General features: G+C 53.3%; 22 protein-coding genes. 5 read left to right on the top strand and 17 right to left on the bottom strand.

Features of this window, described 5'->3' with window-relative positions; translation table 11 throughout:
* On the bottom strand, positions 1-2,745 hold the full coding sequence (gene gyrA / locus C6V82_RS06180; protein ID WP_102586631.1) for a DNA gyrase subunit A: 2,745 nt from the start codon (positions 2,743-2,745) through the stop codon (positions 1-3).
* A 139-nt stretch (positions 2,746-2,884) separates the two neighbouring features.
* Positions 2,885-3,307: an acyl-CoA thioesterase gene (locus C6V82_RS06175; protein WP_102586632.1), complete on the bottom strand. Its 423-nt coding sequence runs from the start codon at positions 3,305-3,307 to the stop codon at positions 2,885-2,887.
* A gap of 149 nt (positions 3,308-3,456) precedes the next feature.
* Here C6V82_RS06175 and C6V82_RS06170 point away from each other — a divergent pair, with 149 nt between their 5' ends.
* Genes C6V82_RS06170 through C6V82_RS06160 form a run of 3 tightly spaced genes read left to right on the top strand, consistent with a single transcriptional unit; the run spans position 3,457 to position 6,382 of the window.
* Positions 3,457-4,389 carry a recombination-associated protein RdgC gene (locus C6V82_RS06170; RefSeq protein WP_102586633.1) on the top strand — a complete coding sequence of 311 codons (933 nt, stop codon included), beginning with the start codon at positions 3,457-3,459 and terminating at the stop codon, positions 4,387-4,389.
* Positions 4,386-5,567: a 1-acyl-sn-glycerol-3-phosphate acyltransferase gene (locus tag C6V82_RS06165; RefSeq protein ID WP_102586634.1), complete on the top strand. Its 1,182-nt coding sequence runs from the start codon at positions 4,386-4,388 to the stop codon at positions 5,565-5,567. The genes C6V82_RS06170 and C6V82_RS06165 overlap by 4 nt, the downstream gene beginning before the upstream one ends.
* Positions 5,564-6,382 carry a glycosyltransferase family 32 protein gene (locus tag C6V82_RS06160; RefSeq protein ID WP_102586635.1) on the top strand — a complete coding sequence of 273 codons (819 nt, stop codon included), beginning with the start codon at positions 5,564-5,566 and terminating at the stop codon, positions 6,380-6,382. The genes C6V82_RS06165 and C6V82_RS06160 overlap by 4 nt, the downstream gene beginning before the upstream one ends.
* Before the next feature lie 51 nt (positions 6,383-6,433).
* Here the strand turns inward: C6V82_RS06160 and C6V82_RS06155 are convergent, their stop codons facing one another.
* The 15 genes from C6V82_RS06155 to C6V82_RS06085 form a co-directional block, all read right to left on the bottom strand.
* Positions 6,434-7,729, bottom strand: a complete 1,296-nt coding sequence (locus C6V82_RS06155; protein ID WP_102586636.1) for an O-antigen ligase family protein — start codon at positions 7,727-7,729, stop codon at positions 6,434-6,436.
* Between the two features lie 97 nt (positions 7,730-7,826).
* Positions 7,827-9,209 carry an undecaprenyl-phosphate glucose phosphotransferase gene (locus C6V82_RS06150; protein WP_102586637.1) on the bottom strand — a complete coding sequence of 461 codons (1,383 nt, stop codon included), beginning with the start codon at positions 9,207-9,209 and terminating at the stop codon, positions 7,827-7,829.
* Positions 9,210-9,297: 88 nt separating this feature from the next.
* On the bottom strand, positions 9,298-9,831 hold the full coding sequence (gene rfbC / locus C6V82_RS06145) for a dTDP-4-dehydrorhamnose 3,5-epimerase (protein ID WP_102586638.1): 534 nt from the start codon (positions 9,829-9,831) through the stop codon (positions 9,298-9,300).
* Positions 9,828-10,706, bottom strand: coding sequence for a glucose-1-phosphate thymidylyltransferase RfbA (gene rfbA / locus C6V82_RS06140; protein WP_102586639.1), 879 nt, complete (start codon positions 10,704-10,706; stop codon positions 9,828-9,830). Before rfbA ends, rfbC begins: the two co-directional genes overlap by 4 nt.
* A gap of 79 nt (positions 10,707-10,785) precedes the next feature.
* Entirely contained in the window at positions 10,786-11,901 is a 1,116-nt protein-coding gene (locus C6V82_RS06135; RefSeq protein WP_102586640.1) for a DUF1972 domain-containing protein, read from the bottom strand.
* 35 nt (positions 11,902-11,936) lie between these two features.
* The gene (locus C6V82_RS06130; protein WP_102586641.1) at positions 11,937-13,061 is read right to left on the bottom strand and encodes a glycosyltransferase family 4 protein; all 1,125 of its coding nucleotides are present in this window, start codon (positions 13,059-13,061) and stop codon (positions 11,937-11,939) included.
* Between the two features lie 44 nt (positions 13,062-13,105).
* Positions 13,106-13,948 carry a glycosyltransferase gene (locus tag C6V82_RS06125; RefSeq protein ID WP_102586642.1) on the bottom strand — a complete coding sequence of 281 codons (843 nt, stop codon included), beginning with the start codon at positions 13,946-13,948 and terminating at the stop codon, positions 13,106-13,108.
* A gap of 111 nt (positions 13,949-14,059) precedes the next feature.
* Positions 14,060-15,367: a hypothetical protein gene (locus C6V82_RS18000; RefSeq protein ID WP_146009655.1), complete on the bottom strand. Its 1,308-nt coding sequence runs from the start codon at positions 15,365-15,367 to the stop codon at positions 14,060-14,062.
* Positions 15,364-16,542 carry a polysaccharide pyruvyl transferase family protein gene (locus C6V82_RS06115; protein ID WP_102586644.1) on the bottom strand — a complete coding sequence of 393 codons (1,179 nt, stop codon included), beginning with the start codon at positions 16,540-16,542 and terminating at the stop codon, positions 15,364-15,366. Before C6V82_RS06115 ends, C6V82_RS18000 begins: the two co-directional genes overlap by 4 nt.
* Positions 16,539-17,777 (bottom strand): MATE family efflux transporter, encoded by a 1,239-nt coding sequence (locus C6V82_RS17995; RefSeq protein ID WP_146009656.1) that lies wholly within the window; start codon positions 17,775-17,777, stop codon positions 16,539-16,541. Before C6V82_RS17995 ends, C6V82_RS06115 begins: the two co-directional genes overlap by 4 nt.
* Before the next feature lie 234 nt (positions 17,778-18,011).
* On the bottom strand, positions 18,012-18,815 hold the full coding sequence (locus C6V82_RS06105; RefSeq protein ID WP_102586646.1) for a Wzz/FepE/Etk N-terminal domain-containing protein: 804 nt from the start codon (positions 18,813-18,815) through the stop codon (positions 18,012-18,014).
* A gap of 296 nt (positions 18,816-19,111) precedes the next feature.
* Positions 19,112-20,437: a UDP-glucose dehydrogenase family protein gene (locus C6V82_RS06100; protein WP_102586647.1), complete on the bottom strand. Its 1,326-nt coding sequence runs from the start codon at positions 20,435-20,437 to the stop codon at positions 19,112-19,114.
* Positions 20,438-20,555: 118 nt separating this feature from the next.
* On the bottom strand, positions 20,556-22,034 hold the full coding sequence (locus C6V82_RS06095; RefSeq protein ID WP_102586648.1) for an MBL fold metallo-hydrolase RNA specificity domain-containing protein: 1,479 nt from the start codon (positions 22,032-22,034) through the stop codon (positions 20,556-20,558).
* A 58-nt stretch (positions 22,035-22,092) separates the two neighbouring features.
* Complete coding sequence (gene mscL, locus C6V82_RS06090; RefSeq protein WP_102586649.1) at positions 22,093-22,521, bottom strand: large conductance mechanosensitive channel protein MscL; 429 nt, start codon at positions 22,519-22,521, stop codon at positions 22,093-22,095.
* A 93-nt stretch (positions 22,522-22,614) separates the two neighbouring features.
* Entirely contained in the window at positions 22,615-23,193 is a 579-nt protein-coding gene (locus C6V82_RS06085) for a YqhA family protein (RefSeq protein ID WP_102586650.1), read from the bottom strand.
* 154 nt (positions 23,194-23,347) lie between these two features.
* Between C6V82_RS06085 and C6V82_RS06080 the strand changes: the two genes are divergently transcribed.
* Positions 23,348-23,782 carry a DUF488 domain-containing protein gene (locus C6V82_RS06080; protein ID WP_102586651.1) on the top strand — a complete coding sequence of 145 codons (435 nt, stop codon included), beginning with the start codon at positions 23,348-23,350 and terminating at the stop codon, positions 23,780-23,782.
* Between the two features lie 115 nt (positions 23,783-23,897).
* Positions 23,898-24,452 (top strand): hypothetical protein, encoded by a 555-nt coding sequence (locus C6V82_RS06075; RefSeq protein WP_102586652.1) that lies wholly within the window; start codon positions 23,898-23,900, stop codon positions 24,450-24,452.
* The last annotated feature ends 12 nt before the right edge of the window (positions 24,453-24,464 follow it).

Raw genomic sequence — 24,464 nt, 5'->3', positions numbered from 1 at the left:
TTACTCATCCGCCCCTCCATCTGGCTTATCATCAGACGAATCGGTGTCGATATGAGGGTCTGTCCCCGTTTCTGCGGATTCTGCCGATTCGGCGTCGGTCGCCGCCACTTCCTCAACGGTTTCCTCCGGCTCGTCGACGCGCACGGTCTTGACCAGCTTCTCGTCGTTGCCCAGGCGGATCAGCATCACGCCCTGGGTATTTCGCGACGTAATCGAGACCTCTTCGACCCGCGTGCGCACCAGGGTGCCGCGGTCGGTGATCAGCATCATCTCGTCGGTGGTGTAGACCTGCATGGCGGCGACCAGCGACCCATTGCGCTCACTGGTCTGCATGGCGATCACGCCCTGGCCACCGCGTCCACGCAACGGGAACTCCTCGAGGCGCGAGCGCTTGCCATAACCGTTTTCGCTGGCGGTGAGGATATAGATCTGCCCACCGTTGCCGTTCTCGGTACCGGGCGTTGAGTCATCACCCGCATCGACCTCGGCTTCGACATCCGCGTTGGCATCGATCAACTGGCTCTGCGGAATGATCAGGCTGATCACTTCGGCGCCGCCCTGCAGGCGCATGCCACGCACGCCACGTGCGGTACGGCCCATGGCGCGCACATTGCCCTCTTCGAAACGGATCGCCTTGCCGTTGGAAGACAGCAGCATGGCGTGGTCGGAACCGGAGGTGATGGCAGCACCCACCAGGCGGTCTCCCTCCTCAAGATCGATGGCAATCAGGCCAACGCTTCTTGGCCGCGAGAACTGTTCAAGGCTGGTGCGCTTGACGGTGCCCTTGGCGGTGGCGAAGAAGATGTAGCTTTCCGGGTCATACTCGCGCACCGGCAGGATGGCATTGATCGCCTCGCCCTCTTCCAGCGGCAGCATATTGACCAGCGGCTTGCCCCGGGAACCACGGCTGGCATTGGGCATCTCGTAGACCTTGAGCCAGTACACCTTGCCGCGGTTGGAGAACAGCAGCACGGTGTCGTGGGTCGAGGCCACGAGCAGATGCTCGATGACATCCTCATCCTTCATCGACGTCGCCGACTTGCCGCGACCACCACGGCGCTGGGCCTGATAATCGGAAAGCGGCTGGGTCTTGGCGTAGCCGGAACGGGACACCGTGACCACCATGTCCTCCTCGGCGATCAGATCCTCCATGGAGAGGTCGAGGTGGCTGGCCTGAATCTCGGTGCGACGCTTGTCGCCGAACTGGTCACGCACGGCGATCAGCTCCTCGCGGATCACCTCGAGCAGCCGGTCGCTAGAGGCGAGGATCTCCATCAACTCGGCGATGCGCTCGAGAATCGAGAGGTACTCATCGAGCAACTTCTCGGTCTCGAGCCCGGTAAGACGGTGCAAGCGAAGCTCGAGAATCGCCTGGGCCTGGGCCGGTGACAGGCGGTATTCGCCACCGACCGGGTCGAGCCCGAATCCCTCTTCGAGATCCTCTGGCTTGCACGAGGTGGCACCGGCACGCTCCAGCATGTTCGTGACCTGCCCCGGCTGCCAGGTCCTGTCGAGCAGTCGTTGCTTGGCTTCGGCCGCATTCGGCGAGGCCTTGATCAGCTCGATCACCTCGTCGATGTTGGAAATAGCGACCGCCAGACCCTCGAGAATGTGGCCGCGCTCGCGGGCCTTCTTGAGTTCGAACAGGGTCCGTCGGGTCACCACTTCACGGCGATGGCGAATGAACGCCTCGAGCACTTCCTTGAGATTCAAGGTGCGCGGCTGGCCATCCTCGATGGCCACCATGTTGATGCCGAATACCGTCTGCAACTGGGTCTGGGCAAACAGGTTGTTGACCACCACGTCGCCGCTTTCGCCGCGCTTGACCTCGATCACCACGCGCAGGCCGTCCTTGTCGGACTCATCGCGCAGCTCGGCGATGCCCTCGATCTTCTTCTCCTTGACCAGCTCGGCGATCTTCTCGATCAAGCGCGCCTTGTTCACCTGGTAGGGAAGCTCGCTGACGATGATATGGTCGCGACCCGACTTGTCATCGTGCTCGATGGTGTGACAGGCACGAACATAGATACGGCCACGCCCGGTGCGATAGGCCTGGAGAATACCGGCACGGCCATTGATGATCGCCCCGGTGGGGAAATCCGGCCCTGGAATGTGCTCCATAAGATCATCGACGGTCAGCGTGTAATCATCGATCAGCGCCAGGCAGCCGTTGATGATTTCGAACATATTGTGGGGCGGGATGTTGGTGGCCATGCCCACGGCAATGCCCGAGGAGCCGTTGATCAGCAGGTTCGGCACCTTGGTGGGCAGCACATCCGGAATACGTTCGGTGCCGTCGTAGTTGTCGACCCAATCGACGGTATCCTTCTCGAGGTCGGCCAGCAGCTCATGGGCCAGCCGCGCCATGCGCACCTCGGTGTAACGCATCGCGGCGGCATTGTCGCCGTCGATGGAACCGAAATTGCCCTGACCGTCGACGAGCACGTGGCGCATCGAGAAATGCTGCGCCATACGCACGATGGTGTCGTAGACGGCACTGTCACCATGCGGGTGATACTTACCGATGACATCACCCACCACACGGGCAGACTTCTTGTAAGGCTTGTTCCAGTCGTTGCCGAGCTCGTGCATGGCAAACAATACACGCCGGTGTACCGGCTTCAGGCCATCACGCACGTCCGGCAGCGCACGGCCAATGATCACGCTCATCGCGTAATCGAGGTACGACTGCTTCAGTTCGTCCTCGATGTTGACTGGCAGAATCTCTCTGGCGATGTCACCCATGGGTCGTCGAATCCTTTGCGCTGCAACAGGTTGGCGCACCACCCCGGAAAGGCGGGTCGCGCCATAACAGCGCAACATCATACCACTCCGGGGGAACCATGGGCAGCGGGCTGATTGATGTGCTTGTCACCAGACGCCCTTACGCCTCCACCACCAGCGGCATCATCAGCTCGCGCATGGCGTCATCGATGGGCACCGCCTGGTTGGACTTCACATCGAGCATCACGAACGTCAAGGTCGCCGTGGTGACCAGCGCCCCATCCGCGACGCGGAAAATCTCCTGAGTCATCCTGGCACTGCGCCCGCCGATGGCCGAAAGCCGAGTCGTCACCTCCAGATCATCCCCGGCCACCGCCGCCGCTCGGTAATCGATGTTCAAATTCACCGCGACGAATGCCACCTCGCCAGTCCCCAGGCGACGAGTCAGTTCCGGTCGTTCATCGAAATACGCCCAACGGCCCTCTTCCATGAATTCCAGATAGCGCGCGTTGTTGACGTGGCCATAGCCATCGAGGTGAAAGCCACGCACACGCAGCGTGGTATGGGTGATGCGGGAATCCATCGGCAAAACCTCTTGACGGTTGAGTGAAATGACTCCCGATTCTAGCCACGTCAGACACTCAATATCAAACGCCCGTTTCAATTCCATCGCTGGCACCCGAGCGTTGCTTTGGCGATAATGGGCGCCCTTTTGACCTGGGAAAATGCTTCATGTGGTTCAAGCACTTGCATCTCTACCGCCTGCACGACGCCCCTGGGCTCGATGCCAGCGCCCTGGAAGACGCCCTGGCGGAACAGGCCGCGCGTCCACTGGGCGGCAACGACCCTCGCCGCATGGGCTGGTGCGCCCCCGCTGGGCGGGCCGGCAACGCTCGGCTGCATGACCTGCAAGGGCAACGGCTGATGAGTGCGCTGCGCCAGGAAAGGCTATTGCCCGCCGCTGTGGTGCGCGAGGAAGTCGACGAGCGCGCGGCGGAAATCGAGGCACGCGAAGGCCGCAAGCTGCCTCGCAAAGAGAAGATCACGCTAAAGGAACAGGTCACCGAAGAACTGCTGCCCCGCGCCTTCGTGCGCTGCCAGAAGATCGACCTGTGGTGGGACACCCGCCGCCATCTGATTGCCGTCAACGCAAGCTCACGCACCCGCGCCGAAGAAGTGCTCGACCTGCTGCGCGAGACCCTGGGCAGCCTGAAGGTCACGCCGCTGGCCACGCAAGCCTTGCCGATGCGCGCCATGACCGAATGGCTGAACGATCCCGGTTCACGCCCCGCCGACCTGGTACTGGGTGACCAGGTCGAGCTCAAGGCCAAGGGCGACGATGGCGTATTGCGCGCCCGGCAAGTGGACCTCGACAGCGACGAGATCCAGCAACTGCTGGAAAGCGGTCGCCAAGCCAGTAAGTTGGCGCTTGAGATTGAAGGCCGCTTGAGCTTCGTGTTGCATGATGACCTGGCGATCAAGTCACTGCGCTTTGGCGATGCCCTGATCGACGAAGCCAACGCCTCGGATGATGGCGACGACGCGTTGATCCGCCTGGAGACCGACTTTCTATTGATGGCCCAGGCGCTGGGTGAAAACATCGAACGATTGATCGCCTGGCTCGGCGGAGAAGCCGGCACCTCAAGCGAACCGCGGATGACATGACCGTGACCAACAACGACGCCTCACAGACGGACCCCTGGGCGGACATTCGCCCCTATCAGGATCACGAAGTGGCCGAGGTACTGTCTCGCCTGGCCCATGACCCCGAATTGCTGGACGCCCTGACGCGTTATCGGTTGCCGCGCCTATCGCGGTTCATGCCACGGCTCTCGCAGACAATGGCAAGCCTCGCCATTCGCCGGGAAGTCCGTGATGTGGCAAGCGTTTACGACTTCCAGATGCGTATTGCCAGCTACATGCAGCGCATGCTGCGCACCTCCACCGATGAATTCGTGGTCGACGGCCTCGACAAGCTCGACGACGACACCGCCTACTTGTTCATCGGCAACCACCGCGATATATCGCTGGACCCGGCCTTCGTCAACTACGCGCTGTACCTCGCCGGTCGCGATACGGTGCGCATCGCCATCGGCGACAACCTGCTCAAGAAGCCCTATGTCACCGACCTGATGCGGCTCAACAAGAGCTTCATCGTCCCCCGCAGCGCGCGCGGCAAGCGCGCCATGCTGACGGCCTACCAGAACCTCTCGAGCTACATACGCCACTCGATCACCGAAGACAATCATTCGATCTGGATGGCCCAACGCGAAGGCCGCGCCAAGGACGGTATCGACCGTGCCGACCCCGCCATCATCAAGATGTTGACCATGGCCAGCCGCAACGACAACCGCGACGCCCGGCTCGGCGATGCCGTCAAGCAACTGCGCCTGGTACCGGTGTCGATCAGCTACGAATACGACCCCTGCGACGAACAGAAGGCACGCGAGCTGCATGCCCTGCATACCGCCGGACGCTACGATAAGGGGCAATTCGAGGATATCCAGTCGATCGTTGCCGGCATCACCGGCCACAAGGGACGCGTGCGCCTGACATTCGGCACCCCGCTTGGCGACGAATTCGACAGCCCCGACGAGGTGGCCAACGAAATCGACCGCCAGGTACTGGCCGGCTACCACCTGTTCCCCAGCCACTACCTGGCACTGGAAACCACCGGCGAGGATCTTGACCTGCTCGACCTCTCCGAGGTCAGCGACGCCGACCGCGCGCGTTTTCGGGCCCGCTACCAGCAAGTGCCCGCTGAACTTCGCGACTGGTGGCTGGCCCAATACGCCAACCCGGTTCGCAACAAGGCCGGGCGAATCCAACAGGACACCCGATGAAGCCCATGGTGATTGTCGCTACCAGCCGCATCATCAAACTGGTGGCCAACCTCAGCAAGCTGTTCAGCTATGTGTTCCACGCACTACTGCCGAACAAGCGCTTCACGCTGCCGGAGCACGCCGCCCCGCTGCTGGGCGGCGGCACCCCAGCGCGTATCCCACGCATCATCTGGCAGACCAACTTCACCAACCGTGTGACGCTGCCGGTCTACCTCAACTACCTGTTCAACCGCCTGATGGCGCCACGCTTCGACTATCGTTTCATGATTACCGAAGCCCGCGAGGCATTCATCGCCGAGCACTTCCCGGAGCACCTGCCCCACTACCAGCGGCTACAGATCGGCGCCGCCCAAGCCGACTACTGGCGACTGCTGGTACTGGTCAAGCACGGCGGCGTCTATCTGGATATCGATGCCCACGCCATCTGGCCGCTCGCCGACACCCTCGGCACCGAACGTGACGAGCTCTACATCACCACCCGCCGAGGCGAGATCAGCAACTACTTCATCGCCAGCAAACCCGGCAACCCCAATCTCGAGCGATTGGTGGCACGGGTTCGCCAGAACATCGAAGAGAACACGCTGAACAACGTATTCGATATCACCGGGCCCGGTGTCTTCATTGCCCTACTCGACAAGGACAAGGTGCCCACCGTTTCGTATCGCCATGCGTGCAACCAGGGCAGCTTCACCAATGAACACTTCCAGTACATCGACAAGGCCGCTGGCAAGTGGACGCGGGAACAGACCAAGGTGGATGTGGTTCGGCCAGCCACGGCGGAGCCACAAGCGGGCGATACGGCAGGAAATGACTAGCCAGCGACAGACACCCCATACCTCGACGCTGCCGCGCTCAACACGGCAGCGTCAGGAATTTATGGGATGTCCTTCCTGCCGCATCTCGCCAGATAGAGTGTTTTCCCGCCTCATCACGCTATAAGTACCCCACAAGACAGCGAGCCAGAAGGCGTACATCATCACACCGCTGTTATGGGCCAGAAACACCTGCGAAAGACCGAAGTCGATATACGCCACTGGCAACAGAACACCCGCAATGGCCAATGATCGAAACTCGAGATTTCGCGCATGAATATCCCGAGCGAACAACTTCATTGGTATCAGGTAGAGGGCCAGAAGCGCTACCAGGCCGACGATGCCACGTTTCGCAAAGGCATCGATAAACTCGTTGTGGGCATGGCCAAACTGGAGCACAACTTCATCGATCACGCCCTCTTCGGCCAGTGCCCTCATGCCCTGCTGGTAACCGTTGTCTCCCCAGCCCGTCAGCGGCTTCTCGACAATGAGCTGCGTCGCACCCTTCCACATCTCAAAGCGAGCCCCTACCGAGCTGTTCCGGCTCTCACCTGAGACGTAGCGCGATATGTCATCGAAGGCCTCATGCAGGCGCGGCTGTACACCAGCCTGCGGAACCACATACACCAGGCTTGCTCCAACCACAATAGTGGCTGCGATAAGCCCCTTAGCCAGAACCGGCAGGTGCCGGCCATAACCCCGATAGAGCACCAGTAGAATGAATGGGATGCCTACCCATCCACCCCGGCTACCGGAAAAGAGCGACCCAAGGATGCCAAAGAACGCACCAAGCCCCAGGAGAACCAACCAGGCTAAACGATGGCGGTTTTGAGCCACGGCCCAACCCAATCCAGCTAAGCACAGCACTCCAAGCAGCATACTCAGGTTGCCGAACTGGATCACATAGGTGTGACCTTGTGCACGCCAAACACCCTCGATGAGCTTTTGCCAGCCCGCCCACCCACCGGCGCCAATGGCACCAATGGCTAAGCCGCACCACACCCAGGCCAACCGAGGCGGATATACCATCACCATTAGCATCGCAGGTACCGCCAAGATAAAGCGGCTAGGCTTGTCCAAGCCGGATGTCCCCTGTCCATCCCACCAAGCCTCAAGCATCCCGATGGCAGCAAAGCCCACCAAGGCACCTATAATGCACCAATCCGGTTTTTCCAAACTGAGAGCAGGACGTTGGATGAGCAGCCAAAAACTGCCAAGTAATAGCAACACAGCCCCAAGCGAGTAGCCGCTGGGCACCACCAAGGCGAGGGCACCCAGCAGAAAAGCGGCAAAGCTTGTGTAACGTGTCAGGTAGGCTGAACCGGAAACAGGAAGTAGCAAGGGCGACATCGTAACAGGGGCTCCAGGAACTGAATGGCCGGCTCGAAAGGCGACTATTCTAGCATCGATATGGTCAGCTTTGACCAAGGTGCATGCCGTTCACGGGTCAATAGGCATTGGGGTTGATGAATCCCTTGAAGATGGTCAACAGGATGATCCGCAGATCCAGCCACACTGACCAGTTATCGATATACCAAAGGTCATACTCGACCCGTCGCTCCATTTTCTCGAGGGTATCTGTTTCCCCACGCAGGCCATTGACTTGGGCCCAGCCGGTAATACCCGGCTTGACTTTATGCCTTCGCATATACGACTCCACAAACTCCTTGTAGTGCTCGTTATGCGCCAGGGCGTGTGGCCGTGGGCCAACGATCGACATTCTGCCCTGCAACACATTGTAAAACTGGGGCAATTCGTCGAGGGAGGTGCGACGAAGAAAGGCACCTATGGAGGTGAGGCGAGGGTCATCCTTGGTGGCTTGAGTCACTTGACCTTCTTGTTCCTGATGAATTTTCATCGAGCGAAACTTATAGACCTTGAACTGCTTGCCATTGGCTCCCGTGCGATACTGTTTGAACAGCACCGGGCCAGGTGAGGTGGACTTGATCGCAATGGCGATACCGATACACACTGGCAGTATAAATACACTAATCAGCCCACCGACTACGATGTCTTCGAGCCGCTTGACCACCCTGGCCATGCCATTCATGGGCGTCACGCTCAAGTCGATGGCATAGTGCCCGGCCACTTCGCTCACGCGATGGTTCAAAAGGTGCATGTCTCGAAAATCGGGAATGAAACGAACTTCTGCCGTATGGTTACGAAGAGAATAAAAAATCGAACGAACGGTGCTCCCCATCTCCAGGGGAACACATATCCACACCTCTCGAGCAGCGCATTCGGTAACCCGTCTGGCCAGACGCTCGAGCCAAGCGTCACCAACACTCCCGTTGATGCGCTCGATGCCGGCAATGGAGTAGCCTTCACCAGGAGAAGCCCTCATGCCTTTAGCCACATTTACCAAGTTATACCCCGGACCCACGAGGAATACCGAGCGGCGCGCCCTCCCCCTTAAGCGAACTCCTCGTAATACAAGTTGCACCGCCACACGTGCACCGCCAGCCATAGCAAAGGATAGCAGCAATGTCACACCTACCCACAAACGTGAGTAGCGTTCCGACGCCTGAGCAAAGTAGATAATTGACGTAGCAAGCAGTGCCACCACCAACCAGACCAACAATAATCGCCCAAGCAGCGTCCATAAACTAGTGACCCGCCAACGGGTATAGCCAGCAAGAACAATATTTAACATAACGACAAATAACGCCATGATGGCTATAGCCAACACAACGCGTTCCGGTAACTGAGTATCCCCGAAACGCCACCAATATGCCAAGAAGCCACCCAAGACGATAGCAAGTATATCAACCAAGGGTACTATAAGTTGCGCAGGATAACGTTCCGTCAATCCCTGAGTTTTTCGTGACATAAGACGTCCAATATCCCGCACCGCGAACTACGGCAGCATTCCATAAAGATTATTAGGCCAACCATTTTCCTAAACGCCAAATAGCGTTTCAAGCCAGCAGATCACGCAATGTTGGCAGTTGCTGATCTTTTTCAGAGATCGTTGGCGACTCGATAGGCCATGGAATCGACACATCTGGGTCATTCCACAACAGTCCACTTTCATCATTGGGAAAGTAGAAATCCGTGCACTTGTACTGAAAATCTGCTTCACTACTCAACACACAAAACCCATGCGCATAGCCAGGTGGGATCCAGAGTTGCCGGTGATTGTCGTCGTTGATCTCCACCCCCACATACTGGCCGCATGTCGTGGAGGCTGGATCGATATCCACGGCTACGTCATACACCGCACCACGGCTAACGCTGACCAGCTTACCCTGGGGCCGCGTACTTTGCAGATGCAGGCCACGCAACACGCCGCGCGGGGAGCGGGAATGGTTATCCTGTACGAAAGGCAGATCAATTCCTACCTCGCGGTAACGCTCCACCTGGAAGGTTTCCAGGAAGAAGCCACGCTGGTCACCAAATACTTTCGGCTCGATGATCAGTACACCAGGCAACGTAGTTTGAATGACCTTCACGGTGTCACCTCCGTGGCCAGAAGCCTAGAGAGATACTGTCCATACCCCGTCTTGCTCAACGCCTTGGCTTGTCTGGCGAGCTGCTCACTCGACAGCCAACCTTGGTTATATGCAATTTCTTCAAGGCAAGCTACCTTCAAACCTTGACGGTGCTCGATCGTCTGCACGTACTGTGATGCTTCAAGGAGGCTATCGTGTGTACCGGTATCCAGCCAAGCAAAGCCACGGCCCAAGCGTTCGACTCGTAGGTCGCCGCGCTCGAGGTACGCATTGTTCACACTTGTAATTTCCAGCTCGCCTCGCTCCGAAGGCTTCACCTGCTTGGCGATCTCTACAACGTCATTGTCATAGAAATACAATCCTGTGACAGCATAGGATGATTTTGCTTTCAGTGGCTTCTCCTCAATGGAAATTGCAGTTCCGTTGGCATCGAATTCCACCACGCCGAATCGCTCAGGATCCGTCACCCAGTAACCAAAGACTGTAGCTCCGCTATCCATAGCCACGGCTCGCTTGAGCTGGTCGGAGAAATGTTGGCCGTGAAAAATATTATCCCCTAGTACCAGGCAGACGGAATCATCGCCAATGAACTCCTCACCGATAATGAATGCCTGAGCGAGACCATCAGGAGAAGACTGTTCTGCGTAGCTCAGCTCAACACCAAAGTCGCTTCCATCACCCAGCAGCTTTTCGAAATTCGGAAGATCCTCAGGTGTTGAAATGACCAGGATTTCACGGACACCTGCCAGCATAAGAACAGAAAGTGGATAGTAGACCATCGGCTTGTCGTATATGGGAAGCAACTGCTTGGATACACCTCGTGTAATTGGGTGAAGCCGCGTACCGGAACCTCCAGCGAGAATGATACCTTTCATGTATTATCTCCAAAACCTTCCAGTCGACGAGTACTACATGACACGCGAGACCACGACTGACAATAGACAAATCTTGCACTCATGAATCACTACCCTTTGGATACCATTTCAGCAATAACTGTTCATACTCATGCAATACTTTCTCCCAAGTAAAACACTCATGAAAGCGCTGCTTGCTGGACTCTTTCATTTCCTTGACGGATGCATCATCTGACAACAATCGATCTAACACCTCTGCACAGGAGCTTTCATCTTTAAAGTACGCAGCACCATCACCCGCAACCCATCGATTGAAATGATTATCATGGGCGATCACTGCACAACCTGCACCCAATGCCTCAACCAGGGAGGGATTAGTACCGCCAACGCGATGGCCATGTAAGTAGAAGCGGCTGTGGAAACGTAAAGCTTGCACAACCTTTGGCTCATAAATGGCCCCTGGAAATATTACCTCGTCACTGGCAGCAGCCATCACTGCTTTATGAAAGGCATTGCTTTCCGGTGTGAAACTCCCAAGAACAACCAATCTATGCTGACGCTGCTTGCTACTAAAGGCACGTATCATTTCCAAAAACGAGTTTTCTGGCTCAGGCCGGGCAATAATTACAGAAAACTCATCCGGGTTAATACCGTAAGGCTTTAGCTTAATTGGGTCAGCAGACGTTATCTCATCAGCACCATAAGGAATCATGGTAATCTTTTCGTGCCTGACTCGCGTTGCCAAGTGATCCTTTATCTTGGGGTGGTCTGCAACCAAATGATTACCAATCCAGCAGCCCACTCGTTCATTCATCCATAGCCAAGTTTTAGCAATAGCCCCCCACTTGTCTCGCCTCCACTCGATACCGTCCATATTTACTATATTAACCTGTCCCTTGACGCGCTGAAGCAGATTAAAAATAATTGTATTATAGCCAAGTGTAAGGAACAGCCCCTCCCGATTTAGTGCATGACGTGCCACTTTCCAATCAAAGGCAATTGTTCCTGCCGCACCTTGCTGGGCAACAGGAATATGGATCCGGCGTATACCTGACCACGTGCTTTCGCATGATTCATTCTCAAGGTCTTCTTGGCAGTAAACTACCACCTCCCACCCTCGCAACACTAGAAAGAGTGAAAGCTTTTCAGCGAAAGTCTCGAACCCCCCATGCTTTGCTGGTACGCCACGTGTTCCCAGGATATGCAATAATTTCATTTAATATAAGCCCGATAAATATTAAGTAGTGATGTTCATAATTTAAACACAGACCGCAGGCTTGACTGATAACTATGAATGGAAAAATCCTCTCTGAAACGCTGATAAGCAAAATGACTCAATTTTGAATAACGATCATTGGATAATTTCAATAACTCACTGATGCGAGAAGCCAATGCAGCCACTTCGCCTGGCTCGAAAAGAAAGCCACTCACGCCGTCCTCGACAATCTCTACCAGTCCGCCATGGCCGGCTGCCACAACTGGTTTTCCATAAGAAAATGCCTCGATTGCTACACGCCCAAAAGGTTCTGGCTGAGTCGAAGGCACTACAACATAGTCTGCCCATCTATAGTGTGATGATGGATCAGCACAAAATGAACTCATAGAAACAATATCGGACAAACCTGCTTGATTGATTTTCCTCTTGAGATCATCAAGAAGATACTCATATCCCTCAAACGGACTCCCAACTATGCGCACACTCACGCGTTTAAGAATATCAGGAGTTAACATAGCCAAGGCCTGAACAAGGAAAAGCTGCCCCTTCCACTCATTAATTCGACCTATCAGCAAAATGTTGATGGTATCATTTTCTCTTTCCCAAGACTCTTTAACAACATCTTGGCACTGAGACACCTCACCAACCCCATTGTAAATGACATTTCCAGCGAGATCGAAGGCCGCTTTCGTTGCCTCTGAATTAAAAATCAACTGAGCGCCTGAAGCTCTCAACAGGACCCGGAAACACTTTAACTGCCATCCGGTAGGTATTTCACGAACATGACAAACAAAACGTTTAGATGAAAACCTGTAGAAAACAGCAGCAACCAAAGCTGAAAACATCACGACAGTATTAATATAAATAACTGGGTATTTTTTAAATAACCGCAAGTAGAAAACAAATCCAGCTAGCAGGTTCCATAAGAATGACAGTGGATTATGCAACTCACGCTTTCTCAATATGCCCTTTGAATAAAAAACCAGATTGATATCATCAAACTTCCTCAACTCACATGCAAGCTCGCCATCTCCCGGCAAAATTACAGTAAGATCTGCATCCGTCTCATTTAAAGCATTTACCGAAGAAAGAAAGCTACGATCTGATCCATATAGCTCTACCCCTTGATGAATACACAATATTCTAGAAGCATACCCCATACCCGAAGACCTCCCATCACGGCTTGAAACCAAGCAATTCCCTTTCACCTCTTGAACAACGAAGAGACTGAAAGTGCAACAAGGAGAAACCTGGGATTCCTCCTCACCAAAGACAGTTTCAACGAGTAATAGAGAATATAAAAAAATAGCTTCAGTCGATAAAACCTGACACCATCAAATATAATTGGCCATGCCGCTGCCAGCCTTCTATGCCGAACAATCTGTTCTTCAACAGGCATACTCACATCACGAAGAGCCGAATGATGCGTCATTACAACATCTAGTACATATATTTTTGAGTAGAAACTTGAGTAATCAATAAAGAATCTAGTATCAACACCGTAGAGTTGAAGGCGTTCATCAAAGTAAACACCGGAACCAAATACACTTGAACTTACTACTGTGCCGCTCATCATAGCAACAAATTGCTTAGAGCTTCGCACACCTGTGTAAAGGGAAACTTCAGGCAGCAGTTTACCCTTAATACCTCTCACAGCCCCTGGGGAAATGATAACACCATTATGCAAAATCTTTGGCACAGCAACCGGTACACCACTGGCAAAAAAACTCTTCAAAGAGATAAGATAATTTTCATCAACACACGAGTCATCATCAAGAAAAACATACCAGCCGATGTCACTAGAATCCAATACGACTTTATTGTATGCACTTGAAAGCTTTTCATTTAATCCCGAGTGGTAATATTTAACTCTTCCAGGCATAAAGTCTAATGAAGACTCTCCGAACCCGTGGCTCGAATTATCCCAAACAACAAATATTGGATCTATATAAAACTCAGAATAATTATGCTGTGACAAAGAAACCAATGTGGCGCTGTGTTGAGGATGAGTTTTATAAAGAACTACTACAAATATAATTTTTTCCATATATCTCAATTCTTCCAAAACCCTGTGTATTCAGTCAAATTTTGCATATAGCATCTAGTAACTAGTAACTAGTAACTAGTAACTAGTAACTAGTAACTAGTAACTAGTCCATCACGCATTAGCCCCATATTGGCGTCCCCCAGACACAACAAAAGCTGTAGACCTCCCTATAAGGGTCAAGAAAAAAATAAAGAGGAAATAATAGGCAGAACCAGCCACATGCTGGAAGGTCGCTAAAAATAAAAATACCGAAATCTGCAGATAAATTAAATCTGAATACTTTGACGGCCTCCTGCCTTCTCCATGATTCAAGTGTTTGAAGATAATATAAAATATTAAAAATGCAACAACACCGGCTTCGAGAAATACATATACCAGTAGTGAGTCAAACATACCAGGGAACGAACCAAGACCTTGTCCGAGCAGAACAAATTCGGTTATAAATATTTGATACTGATCAAGCCGGCCTAATGATGACGAATCAATGCCTGCACCACTTCCATGTAGCAGATAAACCAGCATCACTAGAAAGGCGATTCCAGGAACAATGAACAGGTAAAGTTTTTTTATTAAATCACTTACTACGACCTTATAAAGCAAGATCATAAGAAATCCGAAAAACACCATCACGAATCCAGACCTCACTTGCGTGACATATATAAATGCAAGCAGAATAAGAAAAGCAAACAGGCTGCCCATAAAACTTACCTTCTTAAAGGTTAGCAGAAGCCACAATAAAGAAACTGCAGCAAAGGCATATAGATATGAAGCTGTTAGTGCCGAAACAATAAAACCGGATGATCTCAGATTTTCATCACGAACCATTTGGTATACAAGTTGTGATTCATTATAATCTTTATATAGCTCTGATTTTGAAGCAAGCAATGATTGATAGCGCCAGTAAGCCTTATATTCCCCATCAAAATTCATATAATCCCATACTGAGAGCCCCCCATTAGCCATCAAGACAAAAAGGCTAAAGCCAATGACCACTCGTACATTAATTCTTTCGAAGAATCTTGCTGTCGACAAAATCACACATGCCAGAACCGGAAGTAAAATTGACCGGAAATCGACATAAATCATCCTCAATGAATATTCATTCGAAATGCCCACCATGAAGACAAAGGTAACGACAAAGAGAGACAAGCAAATACTATTAATATCAGATACTCTCAGCCTACCCCTACATACCACCAGTAAAGATGCCACAATTATTAAAATTTCAAGAAACAGCTTTGTCGAAATTACCTCAAATCCCATTTTAAGATTTAGATGGTAATTAATATAATCGTATAAAAAAATCCAACCCACTATAAAGCAGGCAAGAAATGTCTTAGCGCGTCGCCCAAGAGTTAAAAGAAGTGCTACTGAGAAAAGAGACAAAAAAATAGCAATCTCAAAGACCAGATAAGTCATTCGATCAACCTATCCAAGAATTCACTGGCGATATTTTTTTGGCGCTCAACATCTCGCATTATATCTGAGCTATTGACTTTCAGTGCATTAATTCCCAGTTCTACAATTTGATCCTCATCACACTGTTGAGAGAGACTCCTTACACCCCACTCTTTGAGATATTCCCCCACCTTCTTGATTTCCTTATTCAACGGAACATAAGGGACTCCAAAACTTAACGAAGTTATTACACCATGTAGACTAGTACCAATATACAGAGAAGATTCCTTGATCAAGCACATTAGATCAAACACATTAAGCATGTCGGATATTATTATGAAATTATTTTGTCCGTCAGCTTGGGACATTCTGTGTAATGACTGCAGTGGCTTCAAGTCTTCGTGCCCCAAAGCATGGCCGATTGCACACAATACCACTGCATAACCCGTCTCGTTGGCAAGGCTCTTCAATTCATTGTAGATGACATTCAAATCAGAATATTTTTCATTGCCAACCTGAAAATAGATATATTTTTCTGGCAATTTATACTTTTTTCGTATCTTAAGTTCATCTAATTCTTTTGAATAAAAACGCTGCATGAGAATTGCTGAATCAGGTACCAGCTCTACAGCCATTTCTGATCTAATTTTTTTTAAAGCTGAATAGGTTAAATTGTCTCTGACACCAATCAACTTTGAATCATTAATATTTTCTACAAAGCGATGCAGTTTTTTGTATGGCCAAGTATTTAGTGCCGCACCTCCAACTGCATTAAAACTGATACTGACATCTAATTTAAGTTCTCTCGGAGAAAATGCAAAAGGATACCTACTTTGGCCTGAGCATATCGAGCGAGCAAGCCATGAAAAAATATTTATACGTCTATCTATCCCTTTTGCTATACGATTACCGTAAATGTAATCAAATAATTTATTGAGATAGGAATAGAGATCAGCCCAAGAGGTGCATAACGACTCGCCACCAGCAATTATCACCTTGTCGCCCTTGGAAAGGTCGCTATAGAAATTTGAAATAGAAAGAGTTTTCACCGCGCCATAATTTGTAAAGTCACTCTCTACCAATCCATAAAATTCCACCTGATAACCTAGAGATTCAATTTTGTATTTTAAAATCAAAGGGAATAACAAGTCACCGTAATTATATCTGTCGAACGGCCCAAGGACTCTATAGATCATTCTGCAGCACTCCTCAGGCGATATCCATAGTAGTACTTTATTACAACACCACTAGTGTAAAATATCAAAACCGATACTGCTACATAAATAACATCCACTACAAAAAAACTCCATATCAACCCTAAAAACACCATAGTTACCAGCAATGACAATAAATTCGATATTAATATCTCCCTATCTTTTCCGTGGCAATATAGGATGTAGTGAAAAAATATATTCAATGCATTCATCACCACCCCAATCATGACAAGTGTGAAGAGTTGCAATTCAGATTCAAAATTCAACAAGGAGTTTTCAACATAGGTCCGCAACACCATGAAAAAGGCAGGCACTAACAGGACGCCGATAACTGCCATACTCATCGTGCTCAATAGCATTGACCTGCGAACTTTTAAGTATCTGTTTTCATCTTTCTCAGATATAGACCTTATCAATGCTGGGTAACTCTGTGCGGCACCCATGAAGTTCAGCACGGCTCCAACCGCTGCAGCCACACTTGTATAAAAAACATAAACTCCCAGCGTATCTGGCGTGTCACTTATTCCAACCAATACCCTGTCCACCACATTAACGCTGCGCATGACCAGAATACTGCATAAAAAGACTAAACTTGTTCTTAAGCTATCATAGAACCAGGTTAGATCAATCACAGGCCACAGGACATCTTTAAAGTATGTTTTCCTGAGATTTAATCCAGCAAATAGATTTGAAACTCCTCCAAAAACGATCCAAAAATAGAAAACAACTTCAATATCAGGCTTAACATCCTGAAAGAAATAGCTGGAGACAAACAACATCGGCCATATCGCATTTTTAGAAAAAAGAAATATTGACGCTTCAAAGGGCCTCCTCAGCGCTATATATCTTCTATATATTTCTTGTCCAGAATACTCGACTAAACATAAAGCGAGCAAACACAGTATTACTGTTTGGTTTGCTGGGAAAATCACAGCATAGGATAAAACCAGGATGGCAAAGACAATCGAGCTTACTAAAAATACACCATGTTGTTTTTTGATAAGCCCGACCCATTCTTCTGGTTTTTTTATCCCTTGCCTATTAACCGATGAATGTATCTCAAATCCGAGTAAGTAGACAGAATACCCTGCCAACGCAGCGACCAATCCATACAGGCCCACATCTTCTAAAGAGTAATAAAACCCAAGGAATAGTATAAATAAAAACTTAACACCAATTGCACTAACTCTGAAAAAAAAAGCTACTAGCTTCCTCATCCTTTATTCTCAAAATAAGAAAAAAAACAATCGCTTTGCTGGTGATTATTTGTATGAATCGTGGCACTGATACGAATACAATAATTTTGGGGCAATGAAGGTTTGGTCATACTGTAAAGACTACAAAAAATCAAACGCATCCCGTTTGGTGGCAAACTGATCAACCCATGTAGAGCTGTGCATAAAGGTTCTACATCACCCCTCATATATAGCCATAAATTGGCATCATAATGACTACCAAGAGGACCTGTTCGCTCTTTCCCTTCTCAAATTCGCATAGACCAAGCTGGCGAATTCTAGGATAAACACCCCTATCACGGCCAGCATGCCACCGAGTACGATGCCCAACGCCAGTATCAATTTGGGACTGGTACCAACGGGCTCTAGACTCTTAACTGCTATCTGGCCAACCTTACCGTTCCTCAGGTCCGACAGATCAGTCTCCAGTTCGGCGACTCGGGACGTATAGGTCGCGATCAATTCTCCAGCACTAACGCTATCGGAGTCGCGTACGGCCTCAAGCGCCTGCCGGTTACTTTCCAGTTGACGCTCCAGAGTCTCCCGCCGACGCTCCACAAGATCTTGCTGTGCTTGCTGCAAGCTTTCGACGACCTGCATATGCAGCTCTTCCACTAGCCCCGCGTGCTCCGGATTGGCATCACTTGTCAATGTGACGAGCAGTGTATCGGAGGGGTTGCTGCCCTGCACCTCGAACGGCAAATGTGCCAAGTTCTGCTGTTCTAGCAGCTGACGCGTCTGCGGTCCCAGATAGATGTTGTGCGCTTTGGCAACCAGCGACGAGGGCGACTCCAGCGCTTGGGTCGGATTTTGTTCAGCAACATTGTATACCGACACATACTGGTAATTGCGCGGCATCAACAGAGCATAGGCGAGAGAGACGGCAACGATGACGACAAAGATGATCAGCAGCGCCTTCCAGCGCCTGGCCAGGATCATAGCCAGGTCGACCAGTGATATCTCATCGTCGACATGGTCGCGGCGTTCGTTCTGGGTGATCGGTGGGGTCGAGTTTGTCATGATTCCATTCGTTCCGTTCAACTAGAATAATCAGGCACGCTACCGCCCAGGGATTGTTCCGGGCGGATTCCCATGCCCTGCCACACCTGACAATTTCCCTGCCATGGTACGTTGCTCGTGGCCATCTCTGCGTTCTGGCTAGCCAGAACACGTTGTCTCTGTGCAAATTGCTAATTTTACTTGAATATCAATACGTACACCATCGGACAGAGGGGATGATACTCATCACACCTCCTGCCTGAACCCCGCTACTGCGCACGCCGGCCAAACCACTGAGCAAGACAGGGCGCGGCAACTCAGGCTCTCCCTATACCATGATAGACAAAGCCCTTGCGCCTGATGCGCTTGGGGTCGAATAGGTTGCGGCCATCGAAGATCACGGGTTCGCTGAGCTTTTCATGTATCAGGTCGAAATCCGGTGCCTTGAAGGCTTGCCAGTCGGTCACGATAACCAGGGCGTCGGCGCCTTTCAGGGCGGCTTCCTTGGTGCCGCAGAGTGTCAGCTCGTCAATGTGCCCGTACAAGCGCTGGGCTTCTTCCATCGCTTCGGGGTCGTAGGCCTGCACGTTGGCACCTGCTTGCCACAGCGCTTCCATCAGCACGCGGCTGGGTGCGTCTCGCATGTCATCGGTGTTGGGTTTGAACGAAAGGCCCCACAGGGCAATAACCTTGCCGGCAAGCGCACCTTGATAATGGTGGTGGATCTTGTCGAACAGCGTGGTCTTCTGTTCGAGGTTGCGCGCCTCGACGGCCTTCAGCACCTTGGGATCGAAGCCGATGCCCTCTGCGGTATGGATCAGCGCCTGCACGTCCTTGGGGAAGCAGGAGCCACCATAGCCAACACCGGCATAGATGAAGTGGTAGCCGATTCGCGGGTCGCTGCCGATCCCCTGACGCACCATTTCGATATCGGCTCCCAGCCGCTCGGCCAGGTTGGCCATTTCGTTCATGAAGCTGATCTTGGTGGCCAGCATGCAGTTCGCCGCGTACTTGGTCAGCTCGGCGCTACGCACATCCATGACGATGATTTTTTCATGGTTGCGGTTGAAGGGGGCATAGAGCTCTCGAATCGCCTCGATGGCATCGTCGCTCTCACTGCCGATGATGATGCGGTCGGGTTTCATGCAATCGCCGACGGCACTGCCTTCCTTTAGAAACTCAGGGTTAGAGACTACCTCGAAGGTCAACTCGCCTCGCCCACGCTCGGCAAGGGTGCTGGTGATACGCTCACGCACCTTGTCGGCGGTGCCCACCGGTACGGTCGACTTGTCGATGACGATGCAATGTCGCTCCATGTAACGGCCAATCGTCTCGGCCACCGCCAGCACATGTTGCAGATCGGCGCTGCCATCCTCGTCCGGTGGCGTGCCTACGGCGATGAACTGCATCTCGCCATGACTCACGCCTTGCTCCGCACTGGTGGTGAAATTCAGCCGCCCGGCATCGTGATTGTCACGCACCAGTGGCACCAGGCCAGGTTCGTAGATCGGGATGATGCCCTGTTTCAGGCGCTCGACCTTGCCGGCATCCACGTCAACGCACATCACGTCGTGGCCCACTTCGGCGAGTACCGCACCCTGCACCAGCCCCACGTATCCCGTACCGAAAACGGTCACTCTCATCGTTTACCTTCCCTGCTGAAATTCCGCCGGCATCATGTTGCCGAGCATTCGATAACACAAGGCTACCGCATGCGGATGTCCGAGACATGTAATGAAAAGACAAACCCGCAGACCCGCATCATGTCGTGTGTTGCTTGCCGGGGTCATCGCTGAACTGCGCCCCCAACGTCACCTCAAGCCTATGCCCCTTTTCGGTCGCCCAAGCTTCCAGGCAGGTTTTCAGCCCCTGCTGGGCATCGGCCTCGCCATGTACCAGCCGGATATGCCGTGGCGGGTGGCGCATGCGGCGCACGAAGTTGAGCAGATCGTGCTGGTCGGCATGGGCGGAATAACCCGACACGGTCTCCACACGGGCGCGAATATCGATGCGCTGCCCATCCAGCACCACCCAGCCGCCGCGCGGGCCGTAGCGCTGAATGTCGCGGCCCGGCGTGCCCGCCCCCTGGTAGCCGATGAACACAACGGCATGACGTGCATCGCCCAGCATACGCTTCAGGTAATTGACCACACGCCCGCCACTGACCATGCCGCTGGCGGCGATGACCACCGCTGGCCGGCCACTGGTGGTCAGGTAGTCCACGGTTCGTTCATGGGTGGCGTGCTCATCCACGGTATAGAGGTTATCGAAGCTCAGTGGATGCCGGCCACTGCGCAAGCGTTGATGGGCCTCGGCGTCCCACCAAGGCTTGAGTTCACGGTAGATGGTGGTGAAACGCGCCGCTAGAGGCGAGTCGACAATTATCTCGAGCTCTTGCCAGCGCACATCGCGTGCGCCATGAATCAGCGTCTCCATCTCGTAGAGCAATTCCTGGGTGCGCCCAATGCTGAAGGCGGGTATGACGACCGTGCCGCCATTCGCAAGCGCCCTGTCGATCGCCGCCTTGAGCCTTTGGCGACGATGCCGACGGTCTTCATGACGGCGATCGCCATACGTGCTCTCCAGCACCAGCTGGTCGCAGCGCCATGGCGAGCGCGGCGCAGGCAACAACGGCGCATGGGGCGCCCCCAGGTCACCGGAGAACACCGTGCGTACCGGCTTCGCCTGCCACCCTGGCCCGCGTACCTGGCTTTCCACCTCGACATAGGCCGAACCGAGAATATGCCCGGCGCGTTGCAGCTTTACCCTGAGCAGCAAACCCTCATCGTCCACCAGGGTCTGCCACTGGCGGTAGTCCAGCGCCAGCAAGCGCCGGTCTACCTCCTCGAGAAAGCGCTCAATCAGTTGCCTGTCGCGGGTGAAACCGATCTTCAAGGCGTCCTCGATCACCAGCGGCAACAGCCTGCGAGAAGGCACCGAACAGAGGATCGGCCCCTGGTAGCCCGCCGCCAGCAGGTAAGGCAGCCTGCCGATATGGTCGATGTGCACATGGGTCACCACCAGCGCCACCACATCCTCGACGGGAAAGGTGACCCGATGGCGCGCCAGCTCGTCGTCGCCCTGTTTCTCGCCCCGCAGTTCGGCATCCTGCCCCTGGAACAGCCCGCAATCCACCAACAGCGCCCTGTCCTCGGTCAGTTGCAGACGGTGGCAGCTGCCTGTCACGCCACTGCCGCCGCCATGATGCACGATCCTTGGCCACGCCTTCATATCGTCCATGATGTCTCTCCTTGAACGCCAATCACTCCCTGAACGTTCATCACTCGCTGAACGCCAATCACTCCCTGGGGGTATTCACCAGGCTATCGCGGATCTCCCGCAGCAGCAGGATGTCCTCGGGCGGGGCACTGGGTGGGGTCGGTGCCTCGGCCTGCTGACGGCGCAGCCGGTTGATCACCTTCACCAACAGGAACACCGCGAAGGCCACGATCAGAAAGCTGATCACGTGGTTCACGAACAGCCCGATATTGAGGGTCACCGCCCCCGCTTCGGTGGCCTCGACAAGGCTTGCGTAGGGGCCGTCACCCTTGAGCACCACGAAGATATCGGTGAAATCCACGCCACCCAGCAACAGGCCGATGGGCGGCATCAGGATATCCTTGACCAGGCTCGAGACGATGGTGCCGAACGCACCACCGATGATGATCCCCACCGCCATGTCCACCACGTTGCCACGTACCGCGAATTCCTTGAATTCCTTGAGCATATTCCTTCCCTCGTGGCCTTTCCTAAAAGTTATCGGCGCCCCTCGCGCCGATACCGGTCATGGCAGATGATGCCACGCACCGGCCCAGCGCGCTCAATCATGCCGCTGCGCCAGGCTCATCAGATAGAGCGCGGCGGCAAGCGCCAGCACCGAAAGTGCCAGGTAGATGGCATCCAGCGGGCTCTGGAAGCGAATATCCACCACCGCGCGAAAGAACTCGATGATCACCGCGAGGATCACCACCCGAGCGATCTTGTCCTTGAGCTGGTCGAAGGATTCGACATTGAAGGGGTGCTTCGGCGCGTGGTCCTCGGCCTGCTCGATCGGCGACACGAACAGCCGATACACGCCCAGCCCGAAAATCAACAGCACGATGGCCACCAGGTAGATGTCCACCGCCAGGATGATGCTCGGCACCACGGTGTCATGAATGTCCTGGCTGCTGTCCACCAGGTAGTAGGTCAGCGTATCGACAAGCACCTTGAGAATATCCAGGGTGCCGATGATAAACAGCACCAAGGCACCCAACAGGGTCGGCAACACCGCCAGCATCACCAGGAATCGCGAGTTCCACAGGAAGTGCTCGAAGGCACGTTCGCGCCGGCCCTGAACGGATTTTTCCTCTTCGGGCTTATGTTCTTCGGGCTTGCGTACTTCCGGTTCCACCGCCATTTGTCACTCCCTCTTCGGTCCAATGCGAGAAAATTACTATCTGCCACCTGCGCCGCCTCACCAGCGAAGCGCCTGCCCAAGCGCCAGCAATGGACTTGCCAGCGACATCCTGCATGGCAAACTGGCACAGTCTTGTCATCAAGGAAACGGACCCATGGCCTACGACATCCAGCTCAAGCGAGTCTACCAGCCCGCCGAACCCGACGATGGCGCAAGGGTGCTGGTCGACAGGCTATGGCCGCGTGGCAAACGTCGCGAAAGCCTGGCGCTTACCGAATGGTATCGCGATGCCTCGCCCACCCCCGCCGTGAGACGACAGTACCACCAGGGCGACATCAACCAGACGGTATTCGCGGCGCGTTACCGGGGGGAGCTACGTGATGCCCCACAAGCCCTGATACCGCTGATGCGTCATGCCCGTAAAGGCAGGCTTACCCTGCTCTCGGCCAGCCGAGATCTAACGGCATCGCACCTGCCGCTGCTGCGCGACGCCGTATTGCAGGCACTCAACGAAGAGGATGCCAGTGATAGCGAGCCGGCTTCGTCGCCATGCTATCTGGACGCATCAGGCCTGCCACCGACCACCTAAGTCAATTCAATTCATTCAGCACATATGCTATTGTGAATAAGAATGAATTTCACTCAAGGAAGACGTCAATGGAAGGGCAAGATGCCGCATCCATCAATGCCTTGGCGCCAACAGCATGGCAATGTTAGGTGCATTATTCGGCAAGAAGCCCATACAGTGCTGGGTGATCAAGCAGGTCGATGACGGCCTGTTGCACCTGTGCGAAAAAGGTACCCTGGACACCCGCCAAAAGCATCGTCAGGCACTGCAAGACATGCGTACCGGTCACTATCAAGGCGGTGTGCGCATGGGCAACACCGGCATCGTGCTCAACAGCAACCTGTTCGCCACGTTGATTCCGCTGGAGGAGTTGAACCTGGGTGACGACTACCGTGCCCAATGGCAAGGCGCGCAATGGGAAGTCTCCAAGGTGCCCCAACGTTGCTGGACCTGGACGGGCCGCCTGACCACACAGCCCAACACCCTGGGTGCCCTGCCACGCCTGGTCAGTACCGAGGACATCGGCTCACTCAGCAAGCGCGTCGACACATCCGCCACACCGCACGGCAAGGTGGTGTTCCGTGCCCATGGCGACCTGGAACCCCCCACCAGAGACGTCGACGACGCCATGGAAAGGGCCCGAAGGCAACGTCGACTGAAAGATGACGGCTGGAAGGATCGCGACGAGTAGACGTCGCACTTC

This window comes from Halomonas urumqiensis (assembly GCF_003028575.1).
GTDB lineage: Bacteria > Pseudomonadota > Gammaproteobacteria > Pseudomonadales > Halomonadaceae > Halomonas > Halomonas urumqiensis.
Note: the sequence above shows the minus strand (reverse complement) of the source record. Positions and strands in the feature narration are given on the sequence as shown.

What these genes read in the sequence shown, in the direction of transcription:
- gyrA (WP_102586631.1), bottom strand. Translation starts at nt 2,745, where the DNA reads ATGGGTGACATCGCCAGAGAGATTCTGCCAGTCAACATCGAGGACGAA.
- C6V82_RS06175 (WP_102586632.1), bottom strand. Translation starts at nt 3,307, where the DNA reads ATGGATTCCCGCATCACCCATACCACGCTGCGTGTGCGTGGCTTTCAC.
- C6V82_RS06170 (WP_102586633.1), top strand. Translation starts at nt 3,457, where the DNA reads ATGTGGTTCAAGCACTTGCATCTCTACCGCCTGCACGACGCCCCTGGG.
- C6V82_RS06165 (WP_102586634.1), top strand. Translation starts at nt 4,386, where the DNA reads ATGACCGTGACCAACAACGACGCCTCACAGACGGACCCCTGGGCGGAC.
- C6V82_RS06160 (WP_102586635.1), top strand. Translation starts at nt 5,564, where the DNA reads ATGAAGCCCATGGTGATTGTCGCTACCAGCCGCATCATCAAACTGGTG.
- C6V82_RS06155 (WP_102586636.1), bottom strand. Translation starts at nt 7,729, where the DNA reads ATGTCGCCCTTGCTACTTCCTGTTTCCGGTTCAGCCTACCTGACACGT.
- C6V82_RS06150 (WP_102586637.1), bottom strand. Translation starts at nt 9,209, where the DNA reads ATGTCACGAAAAACTCAGGGATTGACGGAACGTTATCCTGCGCAACTT.
- rfbA (WP_102586639.1), bottom strand. Translation starts at nt 10,706, where the DNA reads ATGAAAGGTATCATTCTCGCTGGAGGTTCCGGTACGCGGCTTCACCCA.
- C6V82_RS06135 (WP_102586640.1), bottom strand. Translation starts at nt 11,901, where the DNA reads ATGAAATTATTGCATATCCTGGGAACACGTGGCGTACCAGCAAAGCAT.
- C6V82_RS06130 (WP_102586641.1), bottom strand. Translation starts at nt 13,061, where the DNA reads ATGGGGTATGCTTCTAGAATATTGTGTATTCATCAAGGGGTAGAGCTA.
- C6V82_RS06125 (WP_102586642.1), bottom strand. Translation starts at nt 13,948, where the DNA reads ATGGAAAAAATTATATTTGTAGTAGTTCTTTATAAAACTCATCCTCAA.
- C6V82_RS18000 (WP_146009655.1), bottom strand. Translation starts at nt 15,367, where the DNA reads ATGACTTATCTGGTCTTTGAGATTGCTATTTTTTTGTCTCTTTTCTCA.
- C6V82_RS06115 (WP_102586644.1), bottom strand. Translation starts at nt 16,542, where the DNA reads ATGATCTATAGAGTCCTTGGGCCGTTCGACAGATATAATTACGGTGAC.
- C6V82_RS17995 (WP_146009656.1), bottom strand. Translation starts at nt 17,777, where the DNA reads ATGAGGAAGCTAGTAGCTTTTTTTTTCAGAGTTAGTGCAATTGGTGTT.
- C6V82_RS06105 (WP_102586646.1), bottom strand. Translation starts at nt 18,815, where the DNA reads ATGACAAACTCGACCCCACCGATCACCCAGAACGAACGCCGCGACCAT.
- C6V82_RS06100 (WP_102586647.1), bottom strand. Translation starts at nt 20,437, where the DNA reads ATGAGAGTGACCGTTTTCGGTACGGGATACGTGGGGCTGGTGCAGGGT.
- C6V82_RS06095 (WP_102586648.1), bottom strand. Translation starts at nt 22,034, where the DNA reads ATGGACGATATGAAGGCGTGGCCAAGGATCGTGCATCATGGCGGCGGC.
- mscL (WP_102586649.1), bottom strand. Translation starts at nt 22,521, where the DNA reads ATGCTCAAGGAATTCAAGGAATTCGCGGTACGTGGCAACGTGGTGGAC.
- C6V82_RS06085 (WP_102586650.1), bottom strand. Translation starts at nt 23,193, where the DNA reads ATGGCGGTGGAACCGGAAGTACGCAAGCCCGAAGAACATAAGCCCGAA.
- C6V82_RS06080 (WP_102586651.1), top strand. Translation starts at nt 23,348, where the DNA reads ATGGCCTACGACATCCAGCTCAAGCGAGTCTACCAGCCCGCCGAACCC.
- C6V82_RS06075 (WP_102586652.1), top strand. Translation starts at nt 23,898, where the DNA reads ATGGCAATGTTAGGTGCATTATTCGGCAAGAAGCCCATACAGTGCTGG.